The sequence below is a fragment of the Streptomyces sp. NBC_01261 genome (genome assembly GCF_036226385.1).
Lineage (GTDB): Bacteria > Actinomycetota > Actinomycetes > Streptomycetales > Streptomycetaceae > Streptomyces.
Window position 1 is genome coordinate 7867917 of record NZ_CP108463.1, and the last position, 22779, is coordinate 7890695.

The window sequence follows — 22779 nt, forward strand, 5'->3', positions numbered from 1 at the left end:
GCTCAGCCCGCCGCCCGCCCGCGATGCCGTAGCGCCGACGCCAGACACAGCAACCCCACCGCGATGATCGCCGCCAGATGCTCCTTGCCCGCGAGGTTGCCCTTCAGCATCACCTCGATCACTATCGCCGCGGTCACCGCGAGGGCCGTGGCGTACGCGCCGTAGCGCCACGCGACGAACACCGCGAGGCCGACCACCGCGGCCGAGGGACCCGTGTCCACGACCAGCCGGTCCGAGCCGGGCAGCCCGAACGGGTTGTCGAAGCCGAGCCGGATGCCGAGGCGGGCGTAGAGCGTGCCGGCGAGGGTCGCGGCGTAGGCGATGACGAGTGTGCGCCAGCGGCCGAGGGCGATCTCCGCGATGCCGAACACGAAGAGGATCTGGGCCAGGGCGCCCCATACGGGGAGGTCCAGTGCCGGGACGAAGAGGGAGAGCGGGGTGCGGAGGAGGGCCAGCCACAGCGGATCCACGGCCCGTACCGCGCCCGTGTCCTGTACGAACCGGTAGCCCCACGACTGGTTCTGCACGAACTGCAGGACCGCCGTCAGCGCCACCGCCCCGAGCGTCATCGGGATCGCCCGCCGGCGCCGCTTCAGCAGCGGCTCGCGCACGGTGACGTAGAGCAGTCCCCATTCGGCGCGGGCCCAGCGGGCGAGACGGTTCATCTGTGGGTCTCCAGGTGCTTGCGGTGCAGCCACTTCGGCAGGCCCGGTGCCTCCAGGAACCCCTCCGCGCGCGCCGCCGCGAGGCCGATGCGCAAGAGGTCCGCGCTCTTCTCGAAGAGCAGGAACCGGGGTTCCCAGATGGGCCGGTACTTGGCGTTGGCGCGGTACAGCGACTCGATCTGCCACCAGCGCGAGAAGAAGCTGAGGAGTGACCTCCACAGCCGCAGCACCGGCCCGGCACCGATCCGCGCCCCCCGTTCGAAGACCGAGCGGAACATGGCGAAGTTGAGCGAGACCTGGGTGATGCCGATCTCCTGGGCGCGGCGCAGGAGTTCGATCACCATGAACTCCATCAGTCCGTTGTCGGAGTCGCGGTCCCGGCGCATCAGGTCGAGCGACAGCCCGTGCGGGCCCCACGGCACGAAGGACAGCACCGCCCTCAACTCGCCCTCCCCGTCGGTGCATTCGAGCATCACGCACCGCCCGTCGTCGGGGTCCCCGAGCCGCCCGAGCGCCATGCTGAACCCGCGCTCCGTGGCCCCGTCGCGCCAGTCGTCCGCGCGCTTCAGCAGATACGCCATCTCCTCGGCCGGGATGTCCTCGTGGCGCCGGATCCGCACGGTGTACCCGGCCCGCTTCACCCGGTTGAAGGCCTGCCGTACGGTCCGCATGGCACGCCCTTCGAGGGTGAACTCGGCGACCTCGACGAGGGCTTCGTCCCCGAGTTCGAGGGCGTCGAGGCCGTGCCGTGCGTAGACCGTGCCCGCCTCCTCGCTCGCGCCCATGACGGCCGGAATCCATCCGTGAACGCGGGCTTCCGCGAGCCAGGGCTCGATCGCGCCGGGCCACGCCTCCGGGTCGCCGATCGGGTCGCCGGAGGCCAGCGAGACCCCGCCCACCACCCGGTACGCGACGGCCGCCTTGCCGGTCGGCGACCACACCACGCTCTTCTCCCGGCGCAGCGCGAAGTACCCGAGGGAGTCCCGCTCGCCCTGCCGCTCCAGCAGCGCCCGCAGCTTCTTCTCGTCGTCCTCGGTGAGCGGGTCGACGGCGCGCCGGGAGCGGAACGCGGCGTAGAACACGGCGAGGACGAGGACCGTGCTGAGGACGTTGATGACGACGTTGACCCAGTTCGGGGTCCAGATGCCGGGGAAGCGATTCTCCGGGGCGGCGATGGACACCAGCCGGAACGCGCCGTAGCGCCAGCGCTCCACGAAGGTCGAACGGGACGCGTCGTGCGCCTGGTTGGTGACCGTCACCAGCAGCGCGGCGAGCAGTGAGGCGGCCAGGGTGCCGCCGACGGCGACGACGGCGGCGAGCCGGGGGTTGGACCGGTCGCCCTTCGCGTAGAACTCCCGCCGCCCCGCCACCAGCGCGGCCACGAACGCGGCGGTCAGCACCAGGGAGATCCAGTTCTGCGGGTACTGGCGGATCTCCTGGAACGACATCGCGAACCCGAACAGCGCCAGGAACAGCCCGCTGACCACCAGGTTCAGGATCCACGCGGCGCGTTTGCGGCGCCGCATGGTGATGGCGAGGAACGCCGTGAACACCCCGGACGCGAAGCCTGCCGTCAGCAGATACGGCGTGAAGAAGTTCTCCTGGTTGTGCCGTCGTACGTCCTGCCCCAGCGAAACCCACGCCGCGCTGAGGAAGTTGATGAACGCGACGGCCCGCAGATACCAGACGGCGAAGGCCGCGGCCCGCCGCGAGGCACCTGAGCTGTGACGTTCCTGAACGGGCCCGACCCGGACATCTCCCATGAAGGAGGATCATATGGGCGTTGCCGCGGCGAACGGTTCTCATCCGCCGCCACAACGATCACGCCCCGGTCACTCCGTGTGCCCCGTGTCCCCGGCGGACCGACTTGGCGACCCCGGTCGGCTGCCGTGCGTCGGCAGGCCTCTCGGTCCCGGCCGGGTTCTCGGTGCCGGTCGGCCGCTACGCGTCGGTCGGCTTCTCGGCCTCGGCCTCGACCGGGGCGTCGGCCTTCTCCGGCTCCACGGCCCGCTCCGCCTCAGCCGCCGCTTGAGTCGCCGCTTCCGGCGCTACGGAAGGCTCCGCCGACTCCTCCGCCTCCGCCGGTACCTCCTCCGGCTCCGCCAACTCCTCCGGCCTGAGCGGGAGTTCGGCCGCCAGCGCCGCCGCGGCCTGCACCAGGGGCAGTGCCAGCAGCGCGCCCGCGCCTTCTCCCACCGTCACGCCGTGGTCGAGGAGGGGTTCCAGGGCCATCCGGTCCAGTGCCTTCGCCTGGCCCGGCTCGCCGCTGTTCTGGCCGGCGAGCCACCAGTCCGGCGCGCGGAACGCGACCCGCTGGCCCACCAGCGCGCACGCGGCGGCCACGACGCCGTCCAGGATCACCGGCAGCTTCCGTACGGCGCTCTGCAGCAGGAACCCGGTCATCGCGGCGAGGTCGGCGCCGCCCACCGTCGCGAGCAGCTGCAACTGGTCGCCCAGCACCGGCCGGGCCCGCCGCAGCGAGTCCCGGATCGCCGCGCACTTGCGCATCCACGCGAGGTCGTCGATCGCGAGCCCACCCCGCCCGGTGACGACGGACGCGTCGGTCCCGCACAGCGCGGCGATCAGCACAGAGGCAGACGTCGTACCGCCGACGCTCACATCGCCGAGGACCACCAGATCCGTACCGGAGTCGGCTTCGTCGTTCGCGACGGCGACGCCGGCCTCGAACGCGGCCGTCGCCTCCTCCAGCGTCAGCGCGTCCTCGATGTCGATGCGCCCGCTGCCCCGCCGTACCCGGTGCTTCACGACCTCGTCCGGCAGTGAACCGGGGTCGCAGTCCAGGGCCATGTCCACGATCCGCACCGGCACGCCGAGCCGCCGGGCGAGCACCGCGGCGGGGCTGCCGCCCTCCAGCACCGACCGCACCAACTCCCCGGCGCTGCCCGCCGGTCGGGCCGACACACCGAGTTCGGCGATCCCGTGGTCGCCCGCGAACAACACCACACGCGGCCGTTCGACCGGCCGCACCGGAACGGCGCCCTGCGCCGCCGCCAACCACTCACCCAGGTCGTCGAGTCGCCCCAGCGACCCGGGCGGCACGATCTGACGTTCGCGGCGCGCCTCCGCGTCACGGCGCACACCGCCGTCGGGGCGCTCGATCAGATCGGAGAAGTCGTCGAGATTAAGCGAGCTCATTCGCCGAACAGTACCGGCAGCGATCGAACGCGACAGCGCCACATGGCCACCACGCGCCCCGGACGTCCTTGCCCTCAAGATCTAGATCCCGTACGTATCGGTTTGCACCGTTTTGCCGTACGACTCCGGGAGCCGCCCATGAACAGCCTGCGCACCCGCGTCAGCACGCGCGTCAGCACCCTCGACGCGCGCCGCCGCCACCGCGCACTGGCCCGCGCGATCCTCCGGCTCCTCCCGGAACCGGAGAGCTGGCTCGACGTCGGCACCGGCGACGCCCACTTCCCCGAAACGGCGAAGACCCTCTTCCCGTACACGTCCTTCGACGGCCTCGACCCCACCCCCCGAGTAGTCCGCGCCCGCGCCGCCGAACGCATCGAGGAGGCCTACGCCGGCCACCTCACGGACCCCCACATCACCGCGGCCCTCCAGTCCCGCTACGACGTCGTGACCCTCCTGCGCGACCGCTCACCGGCCCCCGACCCCGATGCCGAACTCCGCGCCGCCCTCACGGTCCTGCGCCCCGGCGGCCTCCTCCTCCTGGAAGGCGGCCCGGACGCCCTGCGCGCCCAACTGGAGCCCCACGACTGCGAGTTCGTCCCCGAACACCGAGGCTTCCAGGACCGGCTCCCGCCCCCGCAGCGGATCATCGCCCGCAGGCACTGAGTACGCCGAGAGGGCGCCGCGCCGGAGCCACCGCCAGGACCGGAGCGGCAGGGGCCGTACGTCCGGTACGTGCACGCCAGGTGTACATGAGCGCGAAGCGGGCGGCGGCGTTCGCCGAGTTCCTCGCCCGACAGCCACCGATCGACGGGCGGGACGGGCCCTAGCCGCGCAACGTCAGCGCCTGCCCCGCCACCACCAGCAACACGTGCTCGCACTCACCGGCGATGGCGGCGTTCAACCGCCCCAGCTCGTCCCGGTACCGGCGCCCGGACGCGGTCGCCGGCACGATCCCCGAGCCGACCTCGTTGGACACGGCGACCAGGGTCCGCCGCGTGGCACGCACGGCGGCGGTCAACTCCCTTACCCGCTCGCGGAGTTGCTTCTCCCCGCCGTCCCCCCACTCCGTGTCGTCCCACGCCCCCGCGGAGTCCATGGCGTCCGTCAGCCAGAGCGACAGACAGTCGATGAGCAACGGCGGCCCGTCCTCCGCGAGCAACGGCACCAGGTCGCACGTCTCCGCCGTACGCCACGACCCAGGCCGCCGCTCCCGGTGCGTGGAGACGCGCGAGGCCCACTCGGTGTCCCCGTTGCGCGAGCCGCCGGTGGCGACGTACAGCACATCGGGAAAGGCATCCAATCGCCGTTCCGCCTCGACCGACTTCCCGGACCGCGCCCCGCCCAGCACCAGCGTCCGCCGCGGCACATCGGGCACGTCCTCGTACACCCCCACGGTCAACGTCGTACCGTCCGCCACGGCCCGCGCCCCCACGGCGGCCAGCCGCCGCGCCAACTCGGCCCCCGGCGGCACATCGTGATCGAGATGCACGGCGATGACGTCGGTCGCGGGCCCCATCGCCCCCACGGCTCGCAGTTTGGCCAGGGCGTCCGGCCGCCCCACGACATCGGCGAGCACCATGTCGTACGACGGCCCGGCCCCCTCCTCAAGCCCGGCCGGCGCGCCCCCCGGCGGCAGATACAGCACCCGCTGCCCGTCGGGCCCGGTGACGGCGTACCCGGTACCGGGCGCGTCCATCGCCACCGCCCGCACCCGATGCCCCGTCAACAGCGCCAGCTCCCGCCCGTCCGGCACCCGCCCCGGCTGCGGCAGCCCGGCCGGCACCTCCACCGCAGGCCCGTCATGCGGGTGCGACAACAACACCTGCCGTACCCCGCCGAGCGAGTGCCCGGCCCGCGCGGCGGCAAAGGCGGCCCCCGGCGTCAGATCAAGCAACAACGTCCCGTCCACAAGCACGGCAGTGGCCGCCCGGGCATCCACCCCGAGCGAAACGGCACAGGCCGCACAGGGACAGTCAGGCCGCGGGAGTCCAGCGGGGGCACCGGTACCGAGCAAAGTGAGTTCCACGGGTCGATTTTCACCGTTGACTTGTGGACACGCGCGACGTGGCCCCCCTAAGGGGCGCGGGGCTGTGACATTTGCGGCTCCGCCGCGGGGCGCGACCAGCCCCCACGGACCCGCACTCGACCGAATATCCGCAGCTCACCCCCCGCTAACCCAGCGGAGCGAATACGCTGCACACAGAAGCCGGACCAAGATCCGGCTTCTGTTCTGCACGCGCTCAGACTTTGGAGGCGTAGATGGCGGCATGGATCTGGCGGTTCGAGAAGTCCGACGGGACCGAGGTCGAACCCGCGGTCACGCCGGAGGAGTTCACCACACAGGGCGACGCGGAGTCCTGGCTCGGCGAGATCTGGAAAGAACTCGTCGCGGGCGGCGCGGACCAGGTGTTCCTCTTCGAGGACGGCACGCAGATCTACGGTCCGATGAGCCTGCACGCCGAGGACGCGTAACCCGCCGTAGGCCAAAGAGGTGGGGGCGGCCGGAGTTTCCCCGGCCGCCCCCACCTCGTTCCTGAACCGAACCGGGCCGGGCTACTGCTCGCCCAACGTCACGTCGACCTTCTTCGACGCCCCGTTCCGCGAGTACGTCACCGTCGTCTTCTGCCCCGGCTTGTCGGACGCCAGCGCCTCCGACAACGAAGTGATCGTGCTGATACCCGTGTCACCGAGCTTCGTGACGATGTCGCCCGCCTGGATGCCCGCCTTGTCGGCCGCCCCGCCGTCCTTCACCTCGACCACGGCGACCCCGGCGGCCCGGTAACTGTCGTCGACGACCGTACGACCGGTGATGCCGAGGGCCGCCCGCCCCGAGTCGGTGACCTTGCCGTCCTTGACGATCTGGTCGGCGACCGTCTTGACCATCGAGGACGGAATCGCGAACCCGATCCCCGGCGCCGCACTGCCCCCGAGGTCGGGATCGGTGGCGGCAAGGGTCGGGATGCCGATGACCTGCCCGTTCAGATTCACCAGCGCGCCCCCGCTGTTGCCGGGGTTGATCGCCGCCGAGGTCTGCACCATGTTGGCGATGGTCGCGCCCGTACCGCCCCCGGTACTGCCCTCGCTGACGGTCCGTCCGGTCGCCGACACAATGCCCTGCGTCACGCTGGACGACAGTCCCAGCGGCGAACCCATGGCGAGGACGATCTGCCCCACCTCGACCTTGGAGGAGTCCGCGAAGGTCGCCGCCTTCAGCCCGTCCGGCACCTTGTCCAGCTTGACGACGGCCAGGTCCTGCTCGGGGTACGAGTAGACGAGCCTGGCGGTGAGGACGTCCTCGCTGTTCGCGGTGGTCACCTTGAACGTCTTCTCGTCCCCGACCACATGCGCGTTGGTGACGATGTGCCCCTGGTCGTCGTACACGACCCCCGACCCCAGATCACTGCTGGCCTGGATCTGCACGACCGACGGCAGGACCTCCTTGATCACCTTCAGGTAGTCGCTCTGCAGATCGTCACTCGACATCGGTACGGCGGCCTCGGCGGCCTGCGTGGTCGAACCGTCCTTCTTCGACGAGGCCGACGAGGACCCGGCGCCCGAACACCCGGCGACCAGCGCGAGCGAACAGGCGAGACCGGCGAGGAGAGCGACCGGCCGCAGGGCACGGGTATGAGTGCGGGTACGGGAGGAGTCCATACGCCGAGTGTCTCTTTGGGGTGAATATCCGGCTTGTACTGCTGACCCGAACGGGCCCCTGGGGGACCAGCGGGGAGGGCCGCGCCCTCAGCCCCGCACACCGCACAGATGCAGCAGCGCGGCCACCGCCCGATACGGATCGGTGCGCCCGGCCCGCTCCTCGGCGGCCAGCAGCGGCTCGACGTCCGCAGGGATCTCCACGCCCTCCGGAGCGGTGTCCGTGAAGACCCGCACGCCGTACCAGGCCTGCAGCGGCGCCCCGATCCCGGCCAGCGTGGCCGTCAGGGTGCCCAGCCGGTCGGCCCGCACATCGAGACCCAGCCGATTGCGATAGGCGGTCGAATCGAACGCGCCCAGCGCGCCCGCCCAGTCCCAGGACAACCCGGGCCGCATGGCCAGCGCGTCGGCGTTCCGCACGAGCAGCGACAGCAGCCCGCCCGGCGCGAGCATCCGGGCAAGCCCCGCGAGCAGCGGATCGGGCTCGGACACGTACATGAGTACGCCATGACAGAGCACGACGTCGAAACTGCCCGGCAGGAAGTGCACGCCCGTGTCCCGGCCGTCGCCCTCGATGATCCGCACCCGCTCCCGGATGCCCTCGGGCTCACCGGACAGCGCCTCGCGGGCCGTGGCGACCATCTTCGGTTCCTGTTCGAGCCCGGTCACCTGATGCCCGGCCCGGGCCAGCCGCAACGCCTGCGTGCCCTGGCCCATCCCGACGTCGAGCACCCGCAACCGCTGTCCGACCGGATACCGGCCGGCTATCTGCTCGTCGAGCTGCCGGGCCACCAGCTCCTGTCGTACGACATCCCGCAGCCCGCCCAGCCTGCTCAGCCAGGCATCGGCCGCGCCCCCGGAGAAGGAGTCCGCGCTCAGGGCCGCTCTCCGCGCTTGACCTGCGGCTTCGGCAGCCGGAGTCGACGCATCTGGAGGGAGCGCATGAGGGCGTACCAGACGGTGCCCTTCGTGTTCTGGCCCGGGAAGCGCTCGGCGAGCTGCTTGCGCAGCCGGAACACGCTCCAGAAGGAGTCGACCACGATCAGCACGATCACCACGAGCCACAGCAGCAGCGCGATGTTCTGGAGCGCGGGGATCTGCACCACGCTGAGTACCAGGATCACCACGGCCAGCGGCAGGAAGAACTCGGCGATGTTGATGCGCGAGTCGATGTAGTCACGCCCGAACTTACGGATCGGACCCCTGTCACGGAGGGGCAGATCCCGCTCGTTGCCACGGCCGGAGAGCGCCTGGCGCTGCTTCTCCATCGCCGTTCGCCGCTCGTCGCGCTGGCGCTTGGAGGCGTCCTTGCGCGTCATCGAAGTGTTGGCGACGCTGCGGCGCTGAGTCTGTGACTCACTGCGCTTGGGCGTGGGCCGACCCTTCGGGGCCTGAGGGTCTCGGGGCATCTTGGAGTCGGTCAGCGACACCTTGTCGGTGGGCGCTGCCTTCTCTTCCTTGGCGCGGCTACGGAACACAAAACCCAAGGGTAAGGGGTGAATGGGGTTGGACCCCAGCCCTGTGGGGAACGATCCGGCAACACCGCTCGTCTGTAGGGGGACAGAGAAGGACGTCATGAGCGGGTCCTCCCAGGGGAGCACCTACTCCTTACGCCGGATCAGGACCGCGGTCAGTCGTCCTTGGGGATGAGCGCATCCGTCCCCGAACAGTGCGGTAATGGATGCAGGGCCCGTACTGTTGGTCCTGTTGTAGTCGCTGGAGCTGGAGTCCGTCAGAAGGGGGCGCGCGAAGCCCATGAGCGGTGTCATGAAGCGTATGGGGATGATCTTCCGCGCGAAGGCGAACAAGGCCCTTGACCGGGCCGAGGACCCGCGCGAAACCCTCGATTACTCGTACCAGAAGCAGCTGGAGCTGCTTCAGAAGGTGCGCAGGGGAGTGGCCGACGTCGCCACCTCCCGCAAGCGTCTGGAGCTCCAGCTCAACCAGCTGCAGTCGCAGTCCTCGAAGCTGGAGGACCAGGGCCGCAAGGCGCTCGCCCTCGGCCGCGAGGACCTGGCCCGCGAGGCGCTCTCGCGCCGGGCCGCGCTCCAGCAGCAGGTGACCGACCTGGAGACGCAGCACACGACGCTCCAGGGCGAGGAGGAGAAGCTCACCCTCGCGGCCCAGCGCCTCCAGGCCAAGGTGGACGCCTTCCGTACGAAGAAGGAGACCATCAAGGCCACGTACACGGCGGCCCAGGCACAGACCCGGATCGGCGAGGCCTTCAGCGGCATCTCCGAGGAGATGGGCGACGTGGGCCTGGCGATCCAGCGTGCCGAGGACAAGACCCAGCAGCTCCAGGCCCGCGCCGGTGCCATCGACGAGCTGCTCGCCTCCGGTGCCCTGGACGACCCGACCGGCATGGCCAAGGACGACATCCAGGCCGAGCTGGAACGCCTGTCCGGTGGTACGGATGTGGAGCTGGAACTCCAGCGCATGAAGGCTGAGCTGGCCGGCGGCTCGTCCGCTTCACAGCAGGCGATCGAAGGCGGCAAGGACCAGTCCCAGTCGCAGGCGTCGTCACAGCCGCAGGACACCCCGCGTTTCGACAAGCAGTAGGCCCACGCCTGAGGAGGGCGACATGATCGTACGGATCATGGGGGAGGGGCAGGTGAGGCTGGCCGACAGCCACCTCACCGAGCTGAACAAGTTGGACGACGTACTCCTGGCAGAAGTGCGCAACGGAGACGGCCTCGCCTTCCGCGAGACCCTCCAGGCACTCCTGTCGAAGGTCCGAGAACTGGGCGAGCCGCTGCCGGACGACTCCCTGGAACCGTCCGAACTGATCCTCCCGTCCCCGGACGCCACCCTGGAGCAGGTCCGGGACCTGCTGAGCGACGACGGCCTGATCCCGGGGTGAGGGCCGCCACCTTCTAGACGCGGGGTCACTTGTCAGCCCGTCCGGCGTTTGAGGACGACCCCCCTTCGGGGCCGAAGGGGGGTCTGGGGGCACAGCCCCCGGCACGCCCACACCGCGCACAGCCACAGGAACCCCGTTGCCAGAATGAGTGCTTTCGACCGAGCCCGCTGCCAAGCGAAGGCGCACCCATCGGCCCTGGACGTCACCCTCGCCGCCGCGGTGCTCGTCTGCATGGTCGCCGGTTCCTTCGTCGACCCCCACGGCGACAACGGCGTCAGCTGGGGCCTCCGCACCCCCGCCCCCCTCAGCCTGATCCTGATGGCGGTCGGCGCCGCCGCGCTGGTCAAACGCCGCCGCGCGCCCATGCTGGTGCTCGCCGTCACCGCCACCGCCTCCCTCATCGAGAGCGTCACCAGTGACCCCCGCGCCCCGGTCGCGATGTCCGCCGTGATCGCCCTGTTCACCGTCGCCGTCACCACCGACCGCTCGACGACCTGGCGCGTCGCCCTGCTCACGATGACCGTGCTGACCGGCGCCGCGATGCTCGGCGGCCCCCTCCCGTGGTACGCCCAGGAGAACCTCGGCATCTTCGCCTGGACCGGCATGGCCGCCGCCGCCGGCGACGCCGTACGCAGCCGTAAGGAATTCGTGCACGCCATACGGGAGCGCGCCGAACGGGCCGAACGCACCCGCGAGGAGGAGGCCCGCCGCCGGGTCGCCGAGGAACGGCTGCGGATCGCCCGCGACCTGCACGACGTGGTCGCCCACCACATCGCCCTGGTCAACGTCCAGGCCGGAGTCGCCGCGCACGTCATGGACAAGCGCCCCGACCAGGCCAAGGAAGCACTCGCGCACGTACGCGAGGCCAGCCGCTCCGCGCTCAACGAACTCCGCGCCACCGTCGGCCTGTTGCGCCAGTCCGGCGACCCCGAGGCCCCCACCGAACCGGCCCCGGGCCTCGACCGCCTCGAAGAACTCGCCGGCACCTTCCGCAGCGCCGGCCTCCACGTCGAGGTCGCCCGCGCCGACAACGGCACCACCCTCCCGGCCGCCGTGGACCTGGCCGCCTACCGCGTCATCCAGGAAGCCCTCACCAACGTGCAGAAACACGCCGGTACGGAGGCGAAGGCCGAGGTGAGTGTCGTCCGGGTGGGCCCGAACGTGGAGGTCACCGTCCTCGACAACGGCTCCGGCGAGGACCACGACCCCGACTCCGGCGGCGGCCACGGCCTGCTCGGCATGCGCGAGCGCGTCACCGCCCTGCGCGGCACCCTCACCACCGGTCCCCGCTACGGAGGCGGTTTCCGCGTCCATGCGATCCTGCCGGTCAAGACCCGCCCACGCGCCTCGGGGGACCCCGTATGACGACGATCCGTGTCCTGCTCGCCGACGACCAGGCCCTGCTGCGCAGCGCCTTCCGCGTACTCGTCGACTCGGAGCCCGACATGGAGGTCGTAGGAGAGGCCTCGGACGGCGCACAGGCCGTACGGCTGGCGAAGGAGGAGCGGGCCGACGTCGTGCTGATGGACATCCGGATGCCCGGCACGGACGGCCTCGCGGCGACCCGCATGATCAGCGCCGACCCGTCGCTCGCCCGCGTCCGCGTGGTCATACTGACGACCTTCGAGGTCGACGACTACGTGGTCCAGTCCCTGCGCGCGGGCGCGTCCGGCTTCCTCGGCAAGGGCTCGGAACCGGAGGAACTCCTCAGCGCGATCAGAGTCGCGGCGGCCGGAGAGGCACTGCTCTCCCCGGTGGCGACCAAGGGCCTGATCGCCCGCTTCCTCGCCCAGGGCGGCGACCTCGACGACGACCGCGACCCGGCCCGAGCCGAACGCCTCGAAGCGCTCACCGTCCGCGAACGCGAGGTCCTCGTCCAGGTCGCCGGCGGCCTCTCGAACGACGAGATCGCCGAACGCCTGGAGGTCAGCCCCCTGACGGTGAAGACCCATGTCAACAGGGCCATGTCCAAACTGGGCGCCCGCGACCGGGCCCAACTCGTCGTCATCGCCTACGAGTCGGGCCTGGTCCGGCCGCGGGTGGAATGACCCGGCGGACCTACGGCAGCGCCAGCATCCGCTCCAGCGCCAGCTTGGCGAACGCCTCCGTCTCCTTGTCCACCTCGATGCGGTTGACCAGGTTGCCCTCGGCGAGGGACTCCAGGGTCCAGACCAGGTGGGGGAGGTCGATGCGGTTCATGGTCGAGCAGAAGCAGACCGTCTTGTCGAGGAAGACGATCTCCTTGCCCTCGGGGGCGAAACGGTTCGCGAGCCGGCGTACGAGATTCAGCTCGGTGCCGATGGCCCACTTGGAACCGGCCGGGGCCGCCTCAAGTGCCTTGATGATGTACTCCGTCGATCCGACGTAGTCCGCCGCGCTCACGACCTCGTGCTTGCACTCGGGGTGGACGAGGACGTTGACACCCGGGATCCGGGCCCGCACGTCCTCCACCGACTCCAGCGAGAAGCGGCCGTGCACCGAGCAGTGGCCGCGCCACAGGATCATCTTCGCGGCCCTCAACTGCTCAACGGTGAGGCCCCCGTTGGGCTTGTGCGGGTTGTAGAGCACGCAGTCGTCGAGGCTCAGGCCGAGGTCGCGGACCGCCGTGTTGCGGCCCAGGTGCTGGTCCGGCAGGAACAGGACCTTCGTGGAATTGGGCTCGCCCTGCTCGAAGGCCCACTCAAGGGCCCGCTCGGCGTTCGACGACGTGCAGATCGTGCCGCCGTGTTTGCCCGTGAACGCCTTGATGTCCGCGGACGAGTTCATGTACGACACGGGCACGACCTGCTCGGCTATGCCGGCCTCGGTCAGCACGTCCCAGCACTCGGCGACCTGTTCGGCGGTGGCCATGTCGGCCATCGAGCAGCCGGCCGCGAGATCGGGGAGGACGACCTTCTGGTCGTCGCCGGTCAGGATGTCCGCGGACTCCGCCATGAAGTGCACACCGCAGAACACGATGTACTCGGCCTCCGGGCGCGCGGCCGCGTCCCGGGCCAGCTTGAAGGAGTCGCCCGTGACGTCGGCGAACTGGATGACCTCGTCGCGCTGGTAGTGGTGGCCGAGCACGAAGACCTTGTCGCCGAGTTTCTCCTTGGCCGCACGGGCCCGCTCGACCAGGTCCGGGTCGGACGGCGAGGGCAGGTCACCGGGGCACTCGACGCCGCGCTCGCTGCTCGGGTCGGCCTCGCGGCCGAGGAGGAGCAGGGCGAGGGGCGTCGGCTGAACGTCGAGCTCCTGGGTCTGGGCGGTGGTCACGACACGCACCCTTTCTGTTCTGCGGGCCGGGCCGACCCGATGGGAGGACGGCCCTTTTCGTCGAATTGACATTATCTATCATAACCGCTTCACGTCAGTTTGACGATGGCCATAGCGTCGATGTGACATCAATCCCGGGACGCACTCAGCGAGGGACCTTGCGGGTGTGTGCGAGCATGGAAGAGAGAGCAGAAGAGATACAGGCGAAAAGAACGCCGCCCGGCCCGGAATGAATCCGCGGCCACGCCGGTTGAAATGTCGGCAAGCAGTCTCCGTACAACCCGGGAGAGATGTAGATGTCCGTATCGGACGAGACCAGCACCGTCACCGACGGCATCCTTCTGTCCGACGCCGCCGCGGCGAAGGTCAAGGCCCTGCTCGACCAGGAAGGCCGTGAGGATCTGGCCCTGCGTGTCGCCGTCCAGCCCGGCGGCTGCTCCGGCCTGCGTTACCAGCTCTTCTTCGACGAGCGCTCCCTGGACGGCGACGTCGTCAAGGACTTCGGCGGAGTCAAGGTCGTCACCGACCGCATGAGCGCCCCGTACCTGGGCGGCGCCTCCATCGACTTCGTCGACACCATCGAGAAGCAGGGCTTCACCATCGACAACCCGAACGCGACGGGCTCCTGCGCCTGTGGCGACTCGTTCAGCTGAACCCGCTTGCGCCCCGTTGGGCAACTGAGCAGAGCGAAGGCGGCGGCCCCCTCCGACAGGGCCGCCGCCTTCGGGCTTTTCCGGAGCCCGTGGGGTCGTCGTTACTACTGCGGTCGTCGTCGCTACCGGGCGAGTGAGGGTCCCGCCCCGACCTCGACCTTCTTCTCCACGGGGATCTTCGTGCCGTCCGACCCCGCGACCGTCCGGTCACCGACCGGTGCCTTCAGCTGCACGGTCTGGTGGTAGACCTTGGCGATCATGATGCAGACCTTGTCCGGCCAGGGCGTGTCGGTCACCGTGACCGTCACCTTGTCCGAGCTCTCCACGGCCGACACCTCGTAGTCCGCGCACACCCCGCCGGTGAAGGCCACGGTGAGGCTCTTCCCGTCGGCCGTGTAACCGTCCGCCTTGACGTCGTGCGGCGTCGCGGTGGACGTCGAACTCGCCGTAGGAGCAGGCGTGTTGGCCGAGGCCAGATACTTCGGGTCGATCGCCGGATACGTCAGCGTGAAGCTGTCCTGCCCGCCCGGCTGCCGCGCCTCGAACAACCAGGAGGGCACCAGCGTCTGCTGCCCGCCCACGGAGTGCACGGCGAGCCCGAACACCGCGTGCTCGACGGTGGTCGAGGCCTGTGCGGGCGTAGCGGCGGAGGAAGCGGTCGACGACGAGGTCGACGACCCGCAGGGCGCCTCCAGCCGGTCCTTCAGCGGTACGGCACTGGCGCAACCGCCGATGCCCATGCGGTGGTCGGTCCTGGGCGCCGCGTTCATCAGGTCGAGCGTCTTCTGGGCACTCAGCACGGGATAGACGTCACCCTTCATCGGCGCCGCCAAGTCCCCGCTCCCGCCGACCACTTCACCCTGGGCACTGATGGTCAGCCCGGTGGTCCACCCGTATGTCGGCAGCCCGCCGATCACCGGCTGGGCGTTCACCACCCGCTGCGCGCCCATGAGTTGGCTCGCGTCGACCTTCGCGTCGTCCTGGCCGACGGCCTTGAGGATCGGGGCGGCGGCCTTCTCGGCCACGGCCGCGCTTACCGGGTCGGTGGCCGAAGTACCGGGATCGTGCGTGCACTTGAGGGTGCCGCCGGTGCAGTCGTCGGTGCCGGGCGCGTAGCGGCTGAACGTCCACATGCCCGGCGCCGCCTTGTTCACCTGCAGGCTGGGCCCGGTACCGTCCTGCCCGCCCACCTTCCAGAGCTGCCCCTCCGCGACCGGCGTCCCCACGACCCCGAGCGCCTTCGCGAGCCGGCTCACCGCGTCCTTGCCGACCTCACCCCGCGGCGAGTAGACGGCGGCGGAATCGGGCCTATCGGGCAGACTCCCCACGGCCCGATACGTCTCCCCGTACGGATTCGGCTCCCCGGACGCGATCCCACGCGTACCCCCGCTGGAATACCCGTCGAGCGCGAGCGGCGGCGGGGTCCCGTCGGCGCCGGACGCCGCGGACCCCGTACCTTCCCCCGAACCCCCGGACCCGGACGAGGACGACGCGAGATACGCCCCGCCCCCTCCGACGAGCAGCACGGCGGCGGCCACGGAGGCGATGACGAGGGGCGACCTGGATCGGGCGGGGCGCCGGTCGTCGTCGGTTTCGGGGGAGTGGTCGCGCAGGGAGAGGTCGGTGGTGGAGGCGGACTGCTCCGGGAGAGCGGCTTCCGTGGTGGGCGCCGCGGGGCCGGTTGCCTTCGGCCGGTCTGCGTCTGCGTCTGCGTCTGCGTCGGTGTCCGCGTCGCGCGTCCCGTGACCCGTGACGTCCGGTCGGCCTGTCTCTCGGCCCGCCTCGGCGTCGGACGCGGCGAGGCCGATCTCCTCCGACTCCTCTGACCGGCCGGCTTCCGTGCCGGACTCCGGCGGGTCGTCTTCCTCCGCGTGGCCGGCGTCTACGTCGGACGCCCCGGCCCCCGTCTCGTCCGGCCGGCCATGACCGGCCTCCGCGCGGGGCGCCGTAGAAGCGGCTTCTTCCTCATGGCGGGCCCGGGTGTCGTCGACCTCGGGCCCCTTCGTGGAGCCCTTCGCGGCGTCCCCCACGCCCCGCACGTCACCGGACGTGCCGGTCGTGTCGTCGTTGTCGGGTCGCTCGGTGTTCACCGCATCGCTCCTTCGGCTGCGCAACTGTCCCATGACCCTGACCCGGCCCTGTCAAAGGGGCAGGCAGAAGGGTCGTATCCCGCATCCCCTTTACGGGGGACAGCGATGGGACGCAGCGGGGGAGCGCACGGTTCCCCCGAGCGCGCCGATCCTGCCGAATGACTCCGCTCAGTACTCCGACATGCCGTCCAGCAGTCGGGCCGACGTCGACGGCACGGTCACCCCGTGGATGAGCGACGGGGACACCGGGAGGGAGACGATCCGGTCGGGAACCGTCCAGTGGGGAGCCATCCGCGCGCAGTCACCGCGCAGCGACGCGAGATCGACCTCGCCCTCGCCCTCGAGATGGACCGGAATACGGACGGGAACGTGAACCGGAACGGGGCCGTCGACCTTGAGGTTCGTCATAGCGGCACCGTAGGCACGCTCGACCTCGCGAAGAAAGATCTACTATCGGGTAGTTTTGGCGCTTCAGAGCCGCCGTGCGGACCGGGTAGCGTGAACTGTCAACGCAGCCTCCCTCAGGAGAGTCCTCGCCGTGCGCATCGCAGTCACCGGCTCCATCGCCACCGACCACCTCATGACCTTCCCCGGCCGCTTCGCCGACCAGCTGGTCGCGGACCAGTTGCACACGGTGTCGCTCTCCTTCCTGGTCGACAACCTCGACGTACGACGGGGAGGTGTCGGCGCCAACATCGCCTTCGGTATGGGCCAGCTCGGCACCGCGCCGATCCTGGTCGGCGCCGCCGGCTCCGACTTCGCCGAGTACCGCGACTGGCTCGACCGGCACGGCGTCGACACCGGCTCGGTGCGTATCTCCGAGACGCTGCACACCGCCCGTTTCGTGTGCACCACCGACGCCGACCACAACCAGATCGGCTCCTTCTACACCGGCGCCATGAGCGAGGCCCGGCAGATCGAGCTGAAGACCGTCGCCGACCGCGTGGGCGGCCTCGACCTGGTCCTGATCGGCGCGGACGACCCCGAGGCGATGCTCCGCCACACGGAGGAGTGCCGGACCCGTTCCATCCCCTTCGCCGCGGACTTCTCCCAGCAGATCGCGCGCATGGAGGGCGACGACATCGGCATCCTGCTGGACGGGGCGGCGTACCTCTTCTCGAACGAGTACGAGAAGGGACTCATCGAGTCCAAGACCGGCTGGAGCGACGAGGAGATCCTGTCCAAGGTCGGCCACCGTGTCACCACGCTCGGCGCGCGCGGTGTCCGTATCGAGAGCGTCGGTATGGACCCGATCGAGGTCGGCTGCGCGGAGGAGGAGCGCAAGGCCGATCCCACGGGTGTCGGCGACGCGTTCCGGGCGGGGTTCCTCTCGGGGCTGGCATGGGGGGTTTCGCTGGAGCGGGCGGCGCAGGTCGGCTGCATGCTCGCCACGTTGGTCATCGAGACCGTCGGCACGCAGGAGTATCAACTGCGGCGGGTGCACTTCATGGACCGGTTCACCAAGGCGTATGGGCATGACGCGGCGGGTGAGGTTCGGGGTTACCTGGGCTGATTTCGTCGGGTGCGGGTGCGTGGGGGCTGGTCGCGCACCCGCGGCGGTAGCCGCAGATCGACACAGCCCCGCGCCCCTGAGAGACAGGGTGCTCATGTTGCTCGGCGGATCATGTACGCCGTGCCGTTGAGTGCTCTCTCCTCGCCCATGTACTCCTGGCCCCGCATCTCGCACCACGCCGGGATGTCCAAGCGTGCCGCCTCGTCGTCGGACAGGACCCTGACCGTGCCGCCGATCGGCACGTCGCCGATGACCTTCGCCAGCTCGATCACCGGGATCGGGCAGCGCTTGCCGAGGGCGTTCACGACGAGCGAGTCGTCCTGCACGACGGTCACCGGCGCCTGCGCTCCCAACTTCTCCCGTACTCCCGCCACCACCCCCGGCAGGACGGCGAGGAAACGCTCGACGTCCTCCTCCACCGCCCCCCGCGGCAACGACACCCGCACATTCCCCTCACTCAGTACGCCCATCGCCTTCAGTACGTGGCTGGGCGTCAGGGTGCTGCTCGTGCAGGACGAACCGGAGGAGACGGAGAAACCGGCGCGGTCCAGTTCGTGGAGGAGGGTCTCGCCGTCGACGTAGAGACAGGAGAAGGTGACGATCCCGGGCAGTCGCCGCACCGGATCGCCGACCACGTCCACGCCCGGCACCAGCTTCGGCACCCGCGCCCGGATCCGCTCCGTCAGTTCCCGCAGCCGTAGCGCCTCCTGGGCCGCCTCCGCGCGGACCGCGCGGAGCGAGGCGGCCGCGGCGACCACGGCGGGGATGTTCTCGAAGCCGGCGGCGCGGCCCGACTCCCGTTCGTCCACGGGGCGTTGGGGCGCGAAGCGCGCGCCCTTGCGGACCACCAGCAGGCCGACACCGGCCGGGCCGCCCCACTTGTGCGCGCTCGCCGTGAGCAGCGACCACGCGCCCTCGACCGGACCCCAGCCCAGCGACTGCGCCGCGTCGACCAGCAACGGCACCCCGACCGCCCGGCACGCCTCGGCCACCTCGGCGACCGGCTGCACGGTCCCCACCTCGTGGTTGGCCGACTGGAGACAGGCCAGCGCGGTGTCCGAGCGGAGGGAATCGGCGTAGGTCGCCACGCTCACCGCGCCCGTCCGGTCCACGGGCACCTCGGTCGACGAACCGCCCTCCGCGACCAGCGCCTCGGCCGAATGGAGCACGGAAGAGTGTTCAACCGCTGACACGATCAGGTGACGCCCGACGCGCCGCCGCCCCGCCAACGCCCCGGCGATCCCCGTGTGTACGGCCCGGGTCCCGGAGGAGGTGAAGACGAGCTCGTCGGCCCGACACCCGACAGCCTCGGCGGCGGCCTCACGGGCAGCGTCCAGCAGCAACCGCGCCTTACGCCCTTCCCGATACAGCCGGGCAGGATCCGCCCACCCGTCGTCGAGAGCCGCCAACAGGGCTTGCTGGGCTACTGGATGAAGGGGAGCGGACGAGGCGGCATCGAAGTAGGACACACAGCAACGTTAGAACGAGGGCGAGCCGCAAAGGGGCGCGGGACTGTGACATAGCGGCTCCGCCGCGGGGCGCGACAAGCCACAACGCATCCCGCACTCGCCCAAACCACCTCAACCCCCGAGCTATTAGGCGCCCGGAGTAACCCCCGGCGCGTATGCCACCCTCCCCGCGAACCCCCGGAGGGCGTCGGCTAGGGTTTGGTCCGCATAAACATCCAAACCCCTGCCCGACGCAGGGCGGCGACCGACCCGCGTGAAGGCAGGCCGCAGCCAATCCGCGCGGGCGAGACTCTCGGGAAGGCGCTACGTGAGTCCCAACGGCTCCGACCGCTCGCCGCGGCGCCCGATGCGGCGGAAGCTGCTGCAGGCAATGACTGCGGGCCTGGTCCTGGCGACCGCGACCGGTTGCACATCCAAGGACTTTCCTCGCCTTGGTTTCCCCACCCCGACCACGGAGGAGGGTCCGCGGATCCTCTCCCTCTGGCAGGGGTCCTGGGCCGCCGCGCTCGCCGTCGGCATCCTGGTGTGGGGCCTGATCATGTGGAGCGTCGTGTTCCACCGGCGCAGCCGCACCAAGGTCGAGATCCCCCCGCAGACCCGTTACAACATGCCTATTGAGGCGCTGTACACGGTTGTTCCGCTCATCATCGTCTCGGTGTTGTTCTACTTCACCGCCCGCGACGAGACGAAGCTCCTGAGCCTCGACAAGAAGCCCGACGTGACGGTCAACGTCGTGGGCTTCCAGTGGAGCTGGGGCTTCAACTACATCGAGAACGTCGACGGTGTCAGTGGCGACGCGACGACCGACAAGAACCTGGCCGCCATTCCGGACCGGTTCAAGAAGGAGTTCCCGGCGAACGCCGGCGGAGTCTACGACGTCGGTACGCCCGCCACGAAGAACCCGCAGACGGGCAACCCGGGTCCGACCCTCTGGCTCCCCAAGGGCGAGACGGTCCGCTTCGTCCTCACCTCACGTGACGTCATCCACGACTTCTGGGTGGTGCCGTTCCTGATGAAGATGGACGTCGTCCCGGGCCACACCAACTCCTTCCAGGTGACCCCCAACAAGGAGGGCACCTACCTCGGCAAGTGCGCCGAGCTCTGCGGCGTCGACCACTCCCGGATGCTGTTCAACGTGAAGGTCGTCTCGCCGGAGCGTTACCAGCAGCACCTCAAGGACCTCGCCAAGAAGGGGCAGACCGGTTACATCCCCGCTGGCATCGCGCAGACGAGCCACGAGAAGAACCGGGAGACGAACAACCTGTGAGCATCCTCAACGAACCTCAGGGTGCCGCGGCGGCGGAGTCCCACTACGCGGACGAGCTGCCGGTAAGGCGCAAGCAACCCGGTAACGTCGTGATCAAGTGGCTCACCACCACCGACCACAAGACGATCGGCACGCTGTATCTGGTCACGTCGTTCGCGTTCTTCCTGATCGGCGGCGTCATGGCGCTGCTGATGCGCGCCGAGCTGGCCCGGCCGGGTCTGCAGATCCTGTCGAACGAGCAGTTCAACCAGGCGTTCACGATGCACGGCACGATCATGCTGCTGATGTTCGCGACGCCCCTGTTCGCCGGTTTCACGAACTGGATCATGCCGCTGCAGATCGGCGCGCCCGACGTGGCGTTCCCGCGGCTGAACATGTTCGCCTACTGGCTCTACCTGTTCGGCTCGACGATCGCGGTGGGTGGCTTCCTCACCCCGCAGGGCGCGGCGGACTTCGGCTGGTTCGCGTACAGCCCGTTGTCGGACGCGGTCCGTTCGCCGGGTATCGGCGCCGACATGTGGATCATGGGTCTGGCCTTCTCCGGCTTCGGCACGATCCTCGGTGCGGTCAACTTCATCACCACGATCATCTGCATGCGCGCACCGGGCATGACGATGTTCCGCATGCCGATCTTCGTGTGGAACGTGCTGCTGACCGCGGTACTCGTTCTGCTGGCCTTCCCGGTTCTCGCCGCCGCGCTCTTCGCGCTGGAGGCGGATCGGAAATTCGGGGCACACGTCTTCGACGCCGCCAACGGCGGGGCGTTGCTGTGGCAGCACCTCTTCTGGTTCTTCGGGCATCCAGAGGTGTACATCATCGCGCTGCCGTTCTTCGGCATCATCTCCGAGGTCATCCCGGTCTTCTCCCGCAAGCCGATGTTCGGCTACATGGGACTGGTCGCCGCGACGATCTCCATCGCCGGTCTGTCCGTGACGGTGTGGGCCCACCACATGTACGTCACCGGCGGAGTACTGCTCCCGTTCTTCTCCTTCATGACGTTCCTCATCGCCGTACCGACCGGCGTGAAGTTCTTCAACTGGATCGGAACGATGTGGAAGGGCTCCCTGAGTTTCGAGACCCCGATGCTCTGGGCCACCGGCTTCCTCATCACCTTCACCTTCGGTGGTCTGACCGGCGTCATCCTGGCCTCGCCGCCGATGGACTTCCACGTCTCGGACTCGTACTTCGTCGTCGCCCACTTCCACTACGTGGTCTTCGGCACGGTCGTGTTCGCGATGTTCTCCGGCTTCCACTTCTGGTGGCCGAAGATGACCGGCAAGATGCTCGACGAGCGCCTCGGCAAGATCACCTTCTGGACGCTGTTCATCGGCTTCCACGGCACCTTCCTGGTCCAGCACTGGCTGGGTGCCGAGGGCATGCCCCGTCGTTACGCGGACTATCTCGCGGCCGACGGCTTCACCGCCCTGAACACGATCTCGACGATCAGCTCCTTCCTGCTCGGCCTGTCGATCCTGCCGTTCCTCTACAACGTGTGGAAGACGGCCAAGTACGGCAAGAAGGTCGAGGTCGACGACCCGTGGGGCTACGGCCGTTCGCTCGAATGGGCGACGTCCTGCCCGCCGCCGCGGCACAACTTCCTCACCCTGCCGCGGATCCGCAGCGAATCCCCGGCGTTCGACCTGCACCACCCGGAGATCGCCGCTCTCGACCAGCTTGAGAACGCGCATCACGGCGACAAGGCCCTCACTGGCGGCAAGGAGGCGGGCAAGTGAAGGTCCAGGGCAGGATGTTCATGTGGCTGGCCGTCTTCGTGCTCGCCACGGCGATCGTCTACGGCGTCTGGTCCAAGGAGGCGGCCGGTACCACGGCCCTCTTCATGGCCTTCGGCCTGTGCATCATGGTCGGCTTCTACCTGGGCTTCACGGCCCGGCGGATCGACACGCTCGCGCAGGACAACAAGGAGGCCGACGTCGCGGACGAGGCCGGCGAGGTGGGCTTCTTCAGCCCGCACAGCTGGCAGCCTCTCGCCCTCGGTGTCGGTGGCGCACTGGCCTTCCTGTCGATCGCGATCGGCTGGTGGCTGCTGTACTTCTCCGCCCCGATCATCATGATCGGCCTGTACGGCTGGGTCTTCGAGTACTACCGCGGTGAAGACCGCACCCAGTAGCACGCGCAGAGCACCAGCGAGCCCGGACACTCCGTCAGGAGGGTCCGGGCTCGTGCTTTTGCCGCAACGCCG

The 22779-nt window shown here is 69.7% G+C and carries 22 protein-coding genes; 11 read left to right on the top strand and 11 right to left on the bottom strand.

Features of this window, described 5'->3' with window-relative positions:
• Positions 1–2: 2 nt before the first annotated feature.
• From OG226_RS35075 to cobT, 3 genes are all read right to left on the bottom strand, one after another.
• Complete coding sequence (locus OG226_RS35075; RefSeq protein WP_328683813.1) at positions 3–665, bottom strand: hypothetical protein; 663 nt, start codon at positions 663–665, stop codon at positions 3–5.
• On the bottom strand, positions 662–2428 hold the full coding sequence (locus OG226_RS35080; RefSeq protein ID WP_328683814.1) for a phosphatidylglycerol lysyltransferase domain-containing protein: 1767 nt from the start codon (positions 2426–2428) through the stop codon (positions 662–664). Before OG226_RS35080 ends, OG226_RS35075 begins: the two co-directional genes overlap by 4 nt.
• Positions 2429–2606: 178 nt before the next feature.
• Positions 2607–3821, bottom strand: coding sequence for a nicotinate-nucleotide--dimethylbenzimidazole phosphoribosyltransferase (gene cobT / locus OG226_RS35085; RefSeq protein ID WP_328683815.1), 1215 nt, complete (start codon positions 3819–3821; stop codon positions 2607–2609).
• Between the two features lie 138 nt (positions 3822–3959).
• Between cobT and OG226_RS35090 the strand changes: the two genes are divergently transcribed.
• Entirely contained in the window at positions 3960–4484 is a 525-nt protein-coding gene (locus OG226_RS35090) for a class I SAM-dependent methyltransferase (RefSeq protein WP_328683816.1), read from the top strand.
• Between the two features lie 160 nt (positions 4485–4644).
• Here the strand turns inward: OG226_RS35090 and OG226_RS35095 are convergent, their stop codons facing one another.
• Complete coding sequence (locus OG226_RS35095; protein WP_329351111.1) at positions 4645–5847, bottom strand: bifunctional adenosylcobinamide kinase/adenosylcobinamide-phosphate guanylyltransferase; 1203 nt, start codon at positions 5845–5847, stop codon at positions 4645–4647.
• Between the two features lie 233 nt (positions 5848–6080).
• Between OG226_RS35095 and OG226_RS35100 the strand changes: the two genes are divergently transcribed.
• A complete protein-coding gene (locus tag OG226_RS35100; protein ID WP_033284163.1) occupies positions 6081–6293 on the top strand; it encodes a hypothetical protein in 213 nt (70 codons plus the stop codon).
• Positions 6294–6374: 81 nt separating this feature from the next.
• Here the strand turns inward: OG226_RS35100 and OG226_RS35105 are convergent, their stop codons facing one another.
• The 3 genes from OG226_RS35105 to OG226_RS35115 all read right to left on the bottom strand — a co-directional run bounded on the left by OG226_RS35105 (position 6375) and on the right by OG226_RS35115 (position 9049).
• Positions 6375–7475, bottom strand: coding sequence for a S1C family serine protease (locus OG226_RS35105; protein WP_329351112.1), 1101 nt, complete (start codon positions 7473–7475; stop codon positions 6375–6377).
• 87 nt (positions 7476–7562) lie between these two features.
• The gene (locus tag OG226_RS35110) at positions 7563–8264 is read right to left on the bottom strand and encodes a class I SAM-dependent methyltransferase (RefSeq protein ID WP_328683819.1); all 702 of its coding nucleotides are present in this window, start codon (positions 8262–8264) and stop codon (positions 7563–7565) included.
• Between the two features lie 83 nt (positions 8265–8347).
• On the bottom strand, positions 8348–9049 hold the full coding sequence (locus tag OG226_RS35115; protein ID WP_328683820.1) for a DUF3043 domain-containing protein: 702 nt from the start codon (positions 9047–9049) through the stop codon (positions 8348–8350).
• Between the two features lie 178 nt (positions 9050–9227).
• Here OG226_RS35115 and OG226_RS35120 point away from each other — a divergent pair, with 178 nt between their 5' ends.
• The 4 genes from OG226_RS35120 to OG226_RS35135 all read left to right on the top strand — a co-directional run bounded on the left by OG226_RS35120 (position 9228) and on the right by OG226_RS35135 (position 12380).
• A complete protein-coding gene (locus OG226_RS35120) occupies positions 9228–10031 on the top strand; it encodes a PspA/IM30 family protein (protein WP_328683821.1) in 804 nt (267 codons plus the stop codon).
• Between the two features lie 22 nt (positions 10032–10053).
• On the top strand, positions 10054–10332 hold the full coding sequence (gene pspAA, locus OG226_RS35125) for a PspA-associated protein PspAA (RefSeq protein ID WP_328683822.1): 279 nt from the start codon (positions 10054–10056) through the stop codon (positions 10330–10332).
• Positions 10333–10476: 144 nt separating this feature from the next.
• The gene (locus tag OG226_RS35130; protein WP_328683823.1) at positions 10477–11697 is read left to right on the top strand and encodes a sensor histidine kinase; all 1221 of its coding nucleotides are present in this window, start codon (positions 10477–10479) and stop codon (positions 11695–11697) included.
• Positions 11694–12380 carry a response regulator transcription factor gene (locus OG226_RS35135; protein WP_328683824.1) on the top strand — a complete coding sequence of 229 codons (687 nt, stop codon included), beginning with the start codon at positions 11694–11696 and terminating at the stop codon, positions 12378–12380. The genes OG226_RS35130 and OG226_RS35135 overlap by 4 nt, the downstream gene beginning before the upstream one ends.
• A gap of 10 nt (positions 12381–12390) precedes the next feature.
• On the opposite strand, the gene nadA is transcribed toward OG226_RS35135, so the two are convergent.
• Positions 12391–13587 carry a quinolinate synthase NadA gene (gene nadA / locus OG226_RS35140; protein WP_329351113.1) on the bottom strand — a complete coding sequence of 399 codons (1197 nt, stop codon included), beginning with the start codon at positions 13585–13587 and terminating at the stop codon, positions 12391–12393.
• Between the two features lie 296 nt (positions 13588–13883).
• Between nadA and OG226_RS35145 the strand changes: the two genes are divergently transcribed.
• A complete protein-coding gene (locus OG226_RS35145; protein WP_019065032.1) occupies positions 13884–14240 on the top strand; it encodes an iron-sulfur cluster assembly accessory protein in 357 nt (118 codons plus the stop codon).
• Between the two features lie 122 nt (positions 14241–14362).
• Here the strand turns inward: OG226_RS35145 and OG226_RS35150 are convergent, their stop codons facing one another.
• Both OG226_RS35150 and OG226_RS35155 read right to left on the bottom strand, forming a co-directional pair.
• Positions 14363–16330: a hypothetical protein gene (locus OG226_RS35150; protein WP_329351114.1), complete on the bottom strand. Its 1968-nt coding sequence runs from the start codon at positions 16328–16330 to the stop codon at positions 14363–14365.
• Between the two features lie 168 nt (positions 16331–16498).
• On the bottom strand, positions 16499–16738 hold the full coding sequence (locus OG226_RS35155) for a hypothetical protein (protein ID WP_328683827.1): 240 nt from the start codon (positions 16736–16738) through the stop codon (positions 16499–16501).
• A gap of 130 nt (positions 16739–16868) precedes the next feature.
• Between OG226_RS35155 and OG226_RS35160 the strand changes: the two genes are divergently transcribed.
• Positions 16869–17843, top strand: a complete 975-nt coding sequence (locus OG226_RS35160; RefSeq protein WP_328683828.1) for a carbohydrate kinase family protein — start codon at positions 16869–16871, stop codon at positions 17841–17843.
• Between the two features lie 92 nt (positions 17844–17935).
• Here the strand turns inward: OG226_RS35160 and OG226_RS35165 are convergent, their stop codons facing one another.
• Entirely contained in the window at positions 17936–19312 is a 1377-nt protein-coding gene (locus tag OG226_RS35165; protein ID WP_329351115.1) for a cysteine desulfurase/sulfurtransferase TusA family protein, read from the bottom strand.
• Positions 19313–19619: 307 nt separating this feature from the next.
• Here OG226_RS35165 and ctaC point away from each other — a divergent pair, with 307 nt between their 5' ends.
• Genes ctaC through OG226_RS35180 form a run of 3 tightly spaced genes read left to right on the top strand, consistent with a single transcriptional unit; the run spans position 19620 to position 22707 of the window.
• Positions 19620–20579 (top strand): aa3-type cytochrome oxidase subunit II, encoded by a 960-nt coding sequence (ctaC, locus tag OG226_RS35170; protein WP_033284151.1) that lies wholly within the window; start codon positions 19620–19622, stop codon positions 20577–20579.
• Entirely contained in the window at positions 20576–22312 is a 1737-nt protein-coding gene (ctaD, locus tag OG226_RS35175) for an aa3-type cytochrome oxidase subunit I (protein ID WP_318015828.1), read from the top strand. Before ctaC ends, ctaD begins: the two co-directional genes overlap by 4 nt.
• Positions 22309–22707: a cytochrome c oxidase subunit 4 gene (locus OG226_RS35180; RefSeq protein WP_033284401.1), complete on the top strand. Its 399-nt coding sequence runs from the start codon at positions 22309–22311 to the stop codon at positions 22705–22707. The genes ctaD and OG226_RS35180 overlap by 4 nt, the downstream gene beginning before the upstream one ends.
• Positions 22708–22779: the final 72 nt, after the last annotated feature.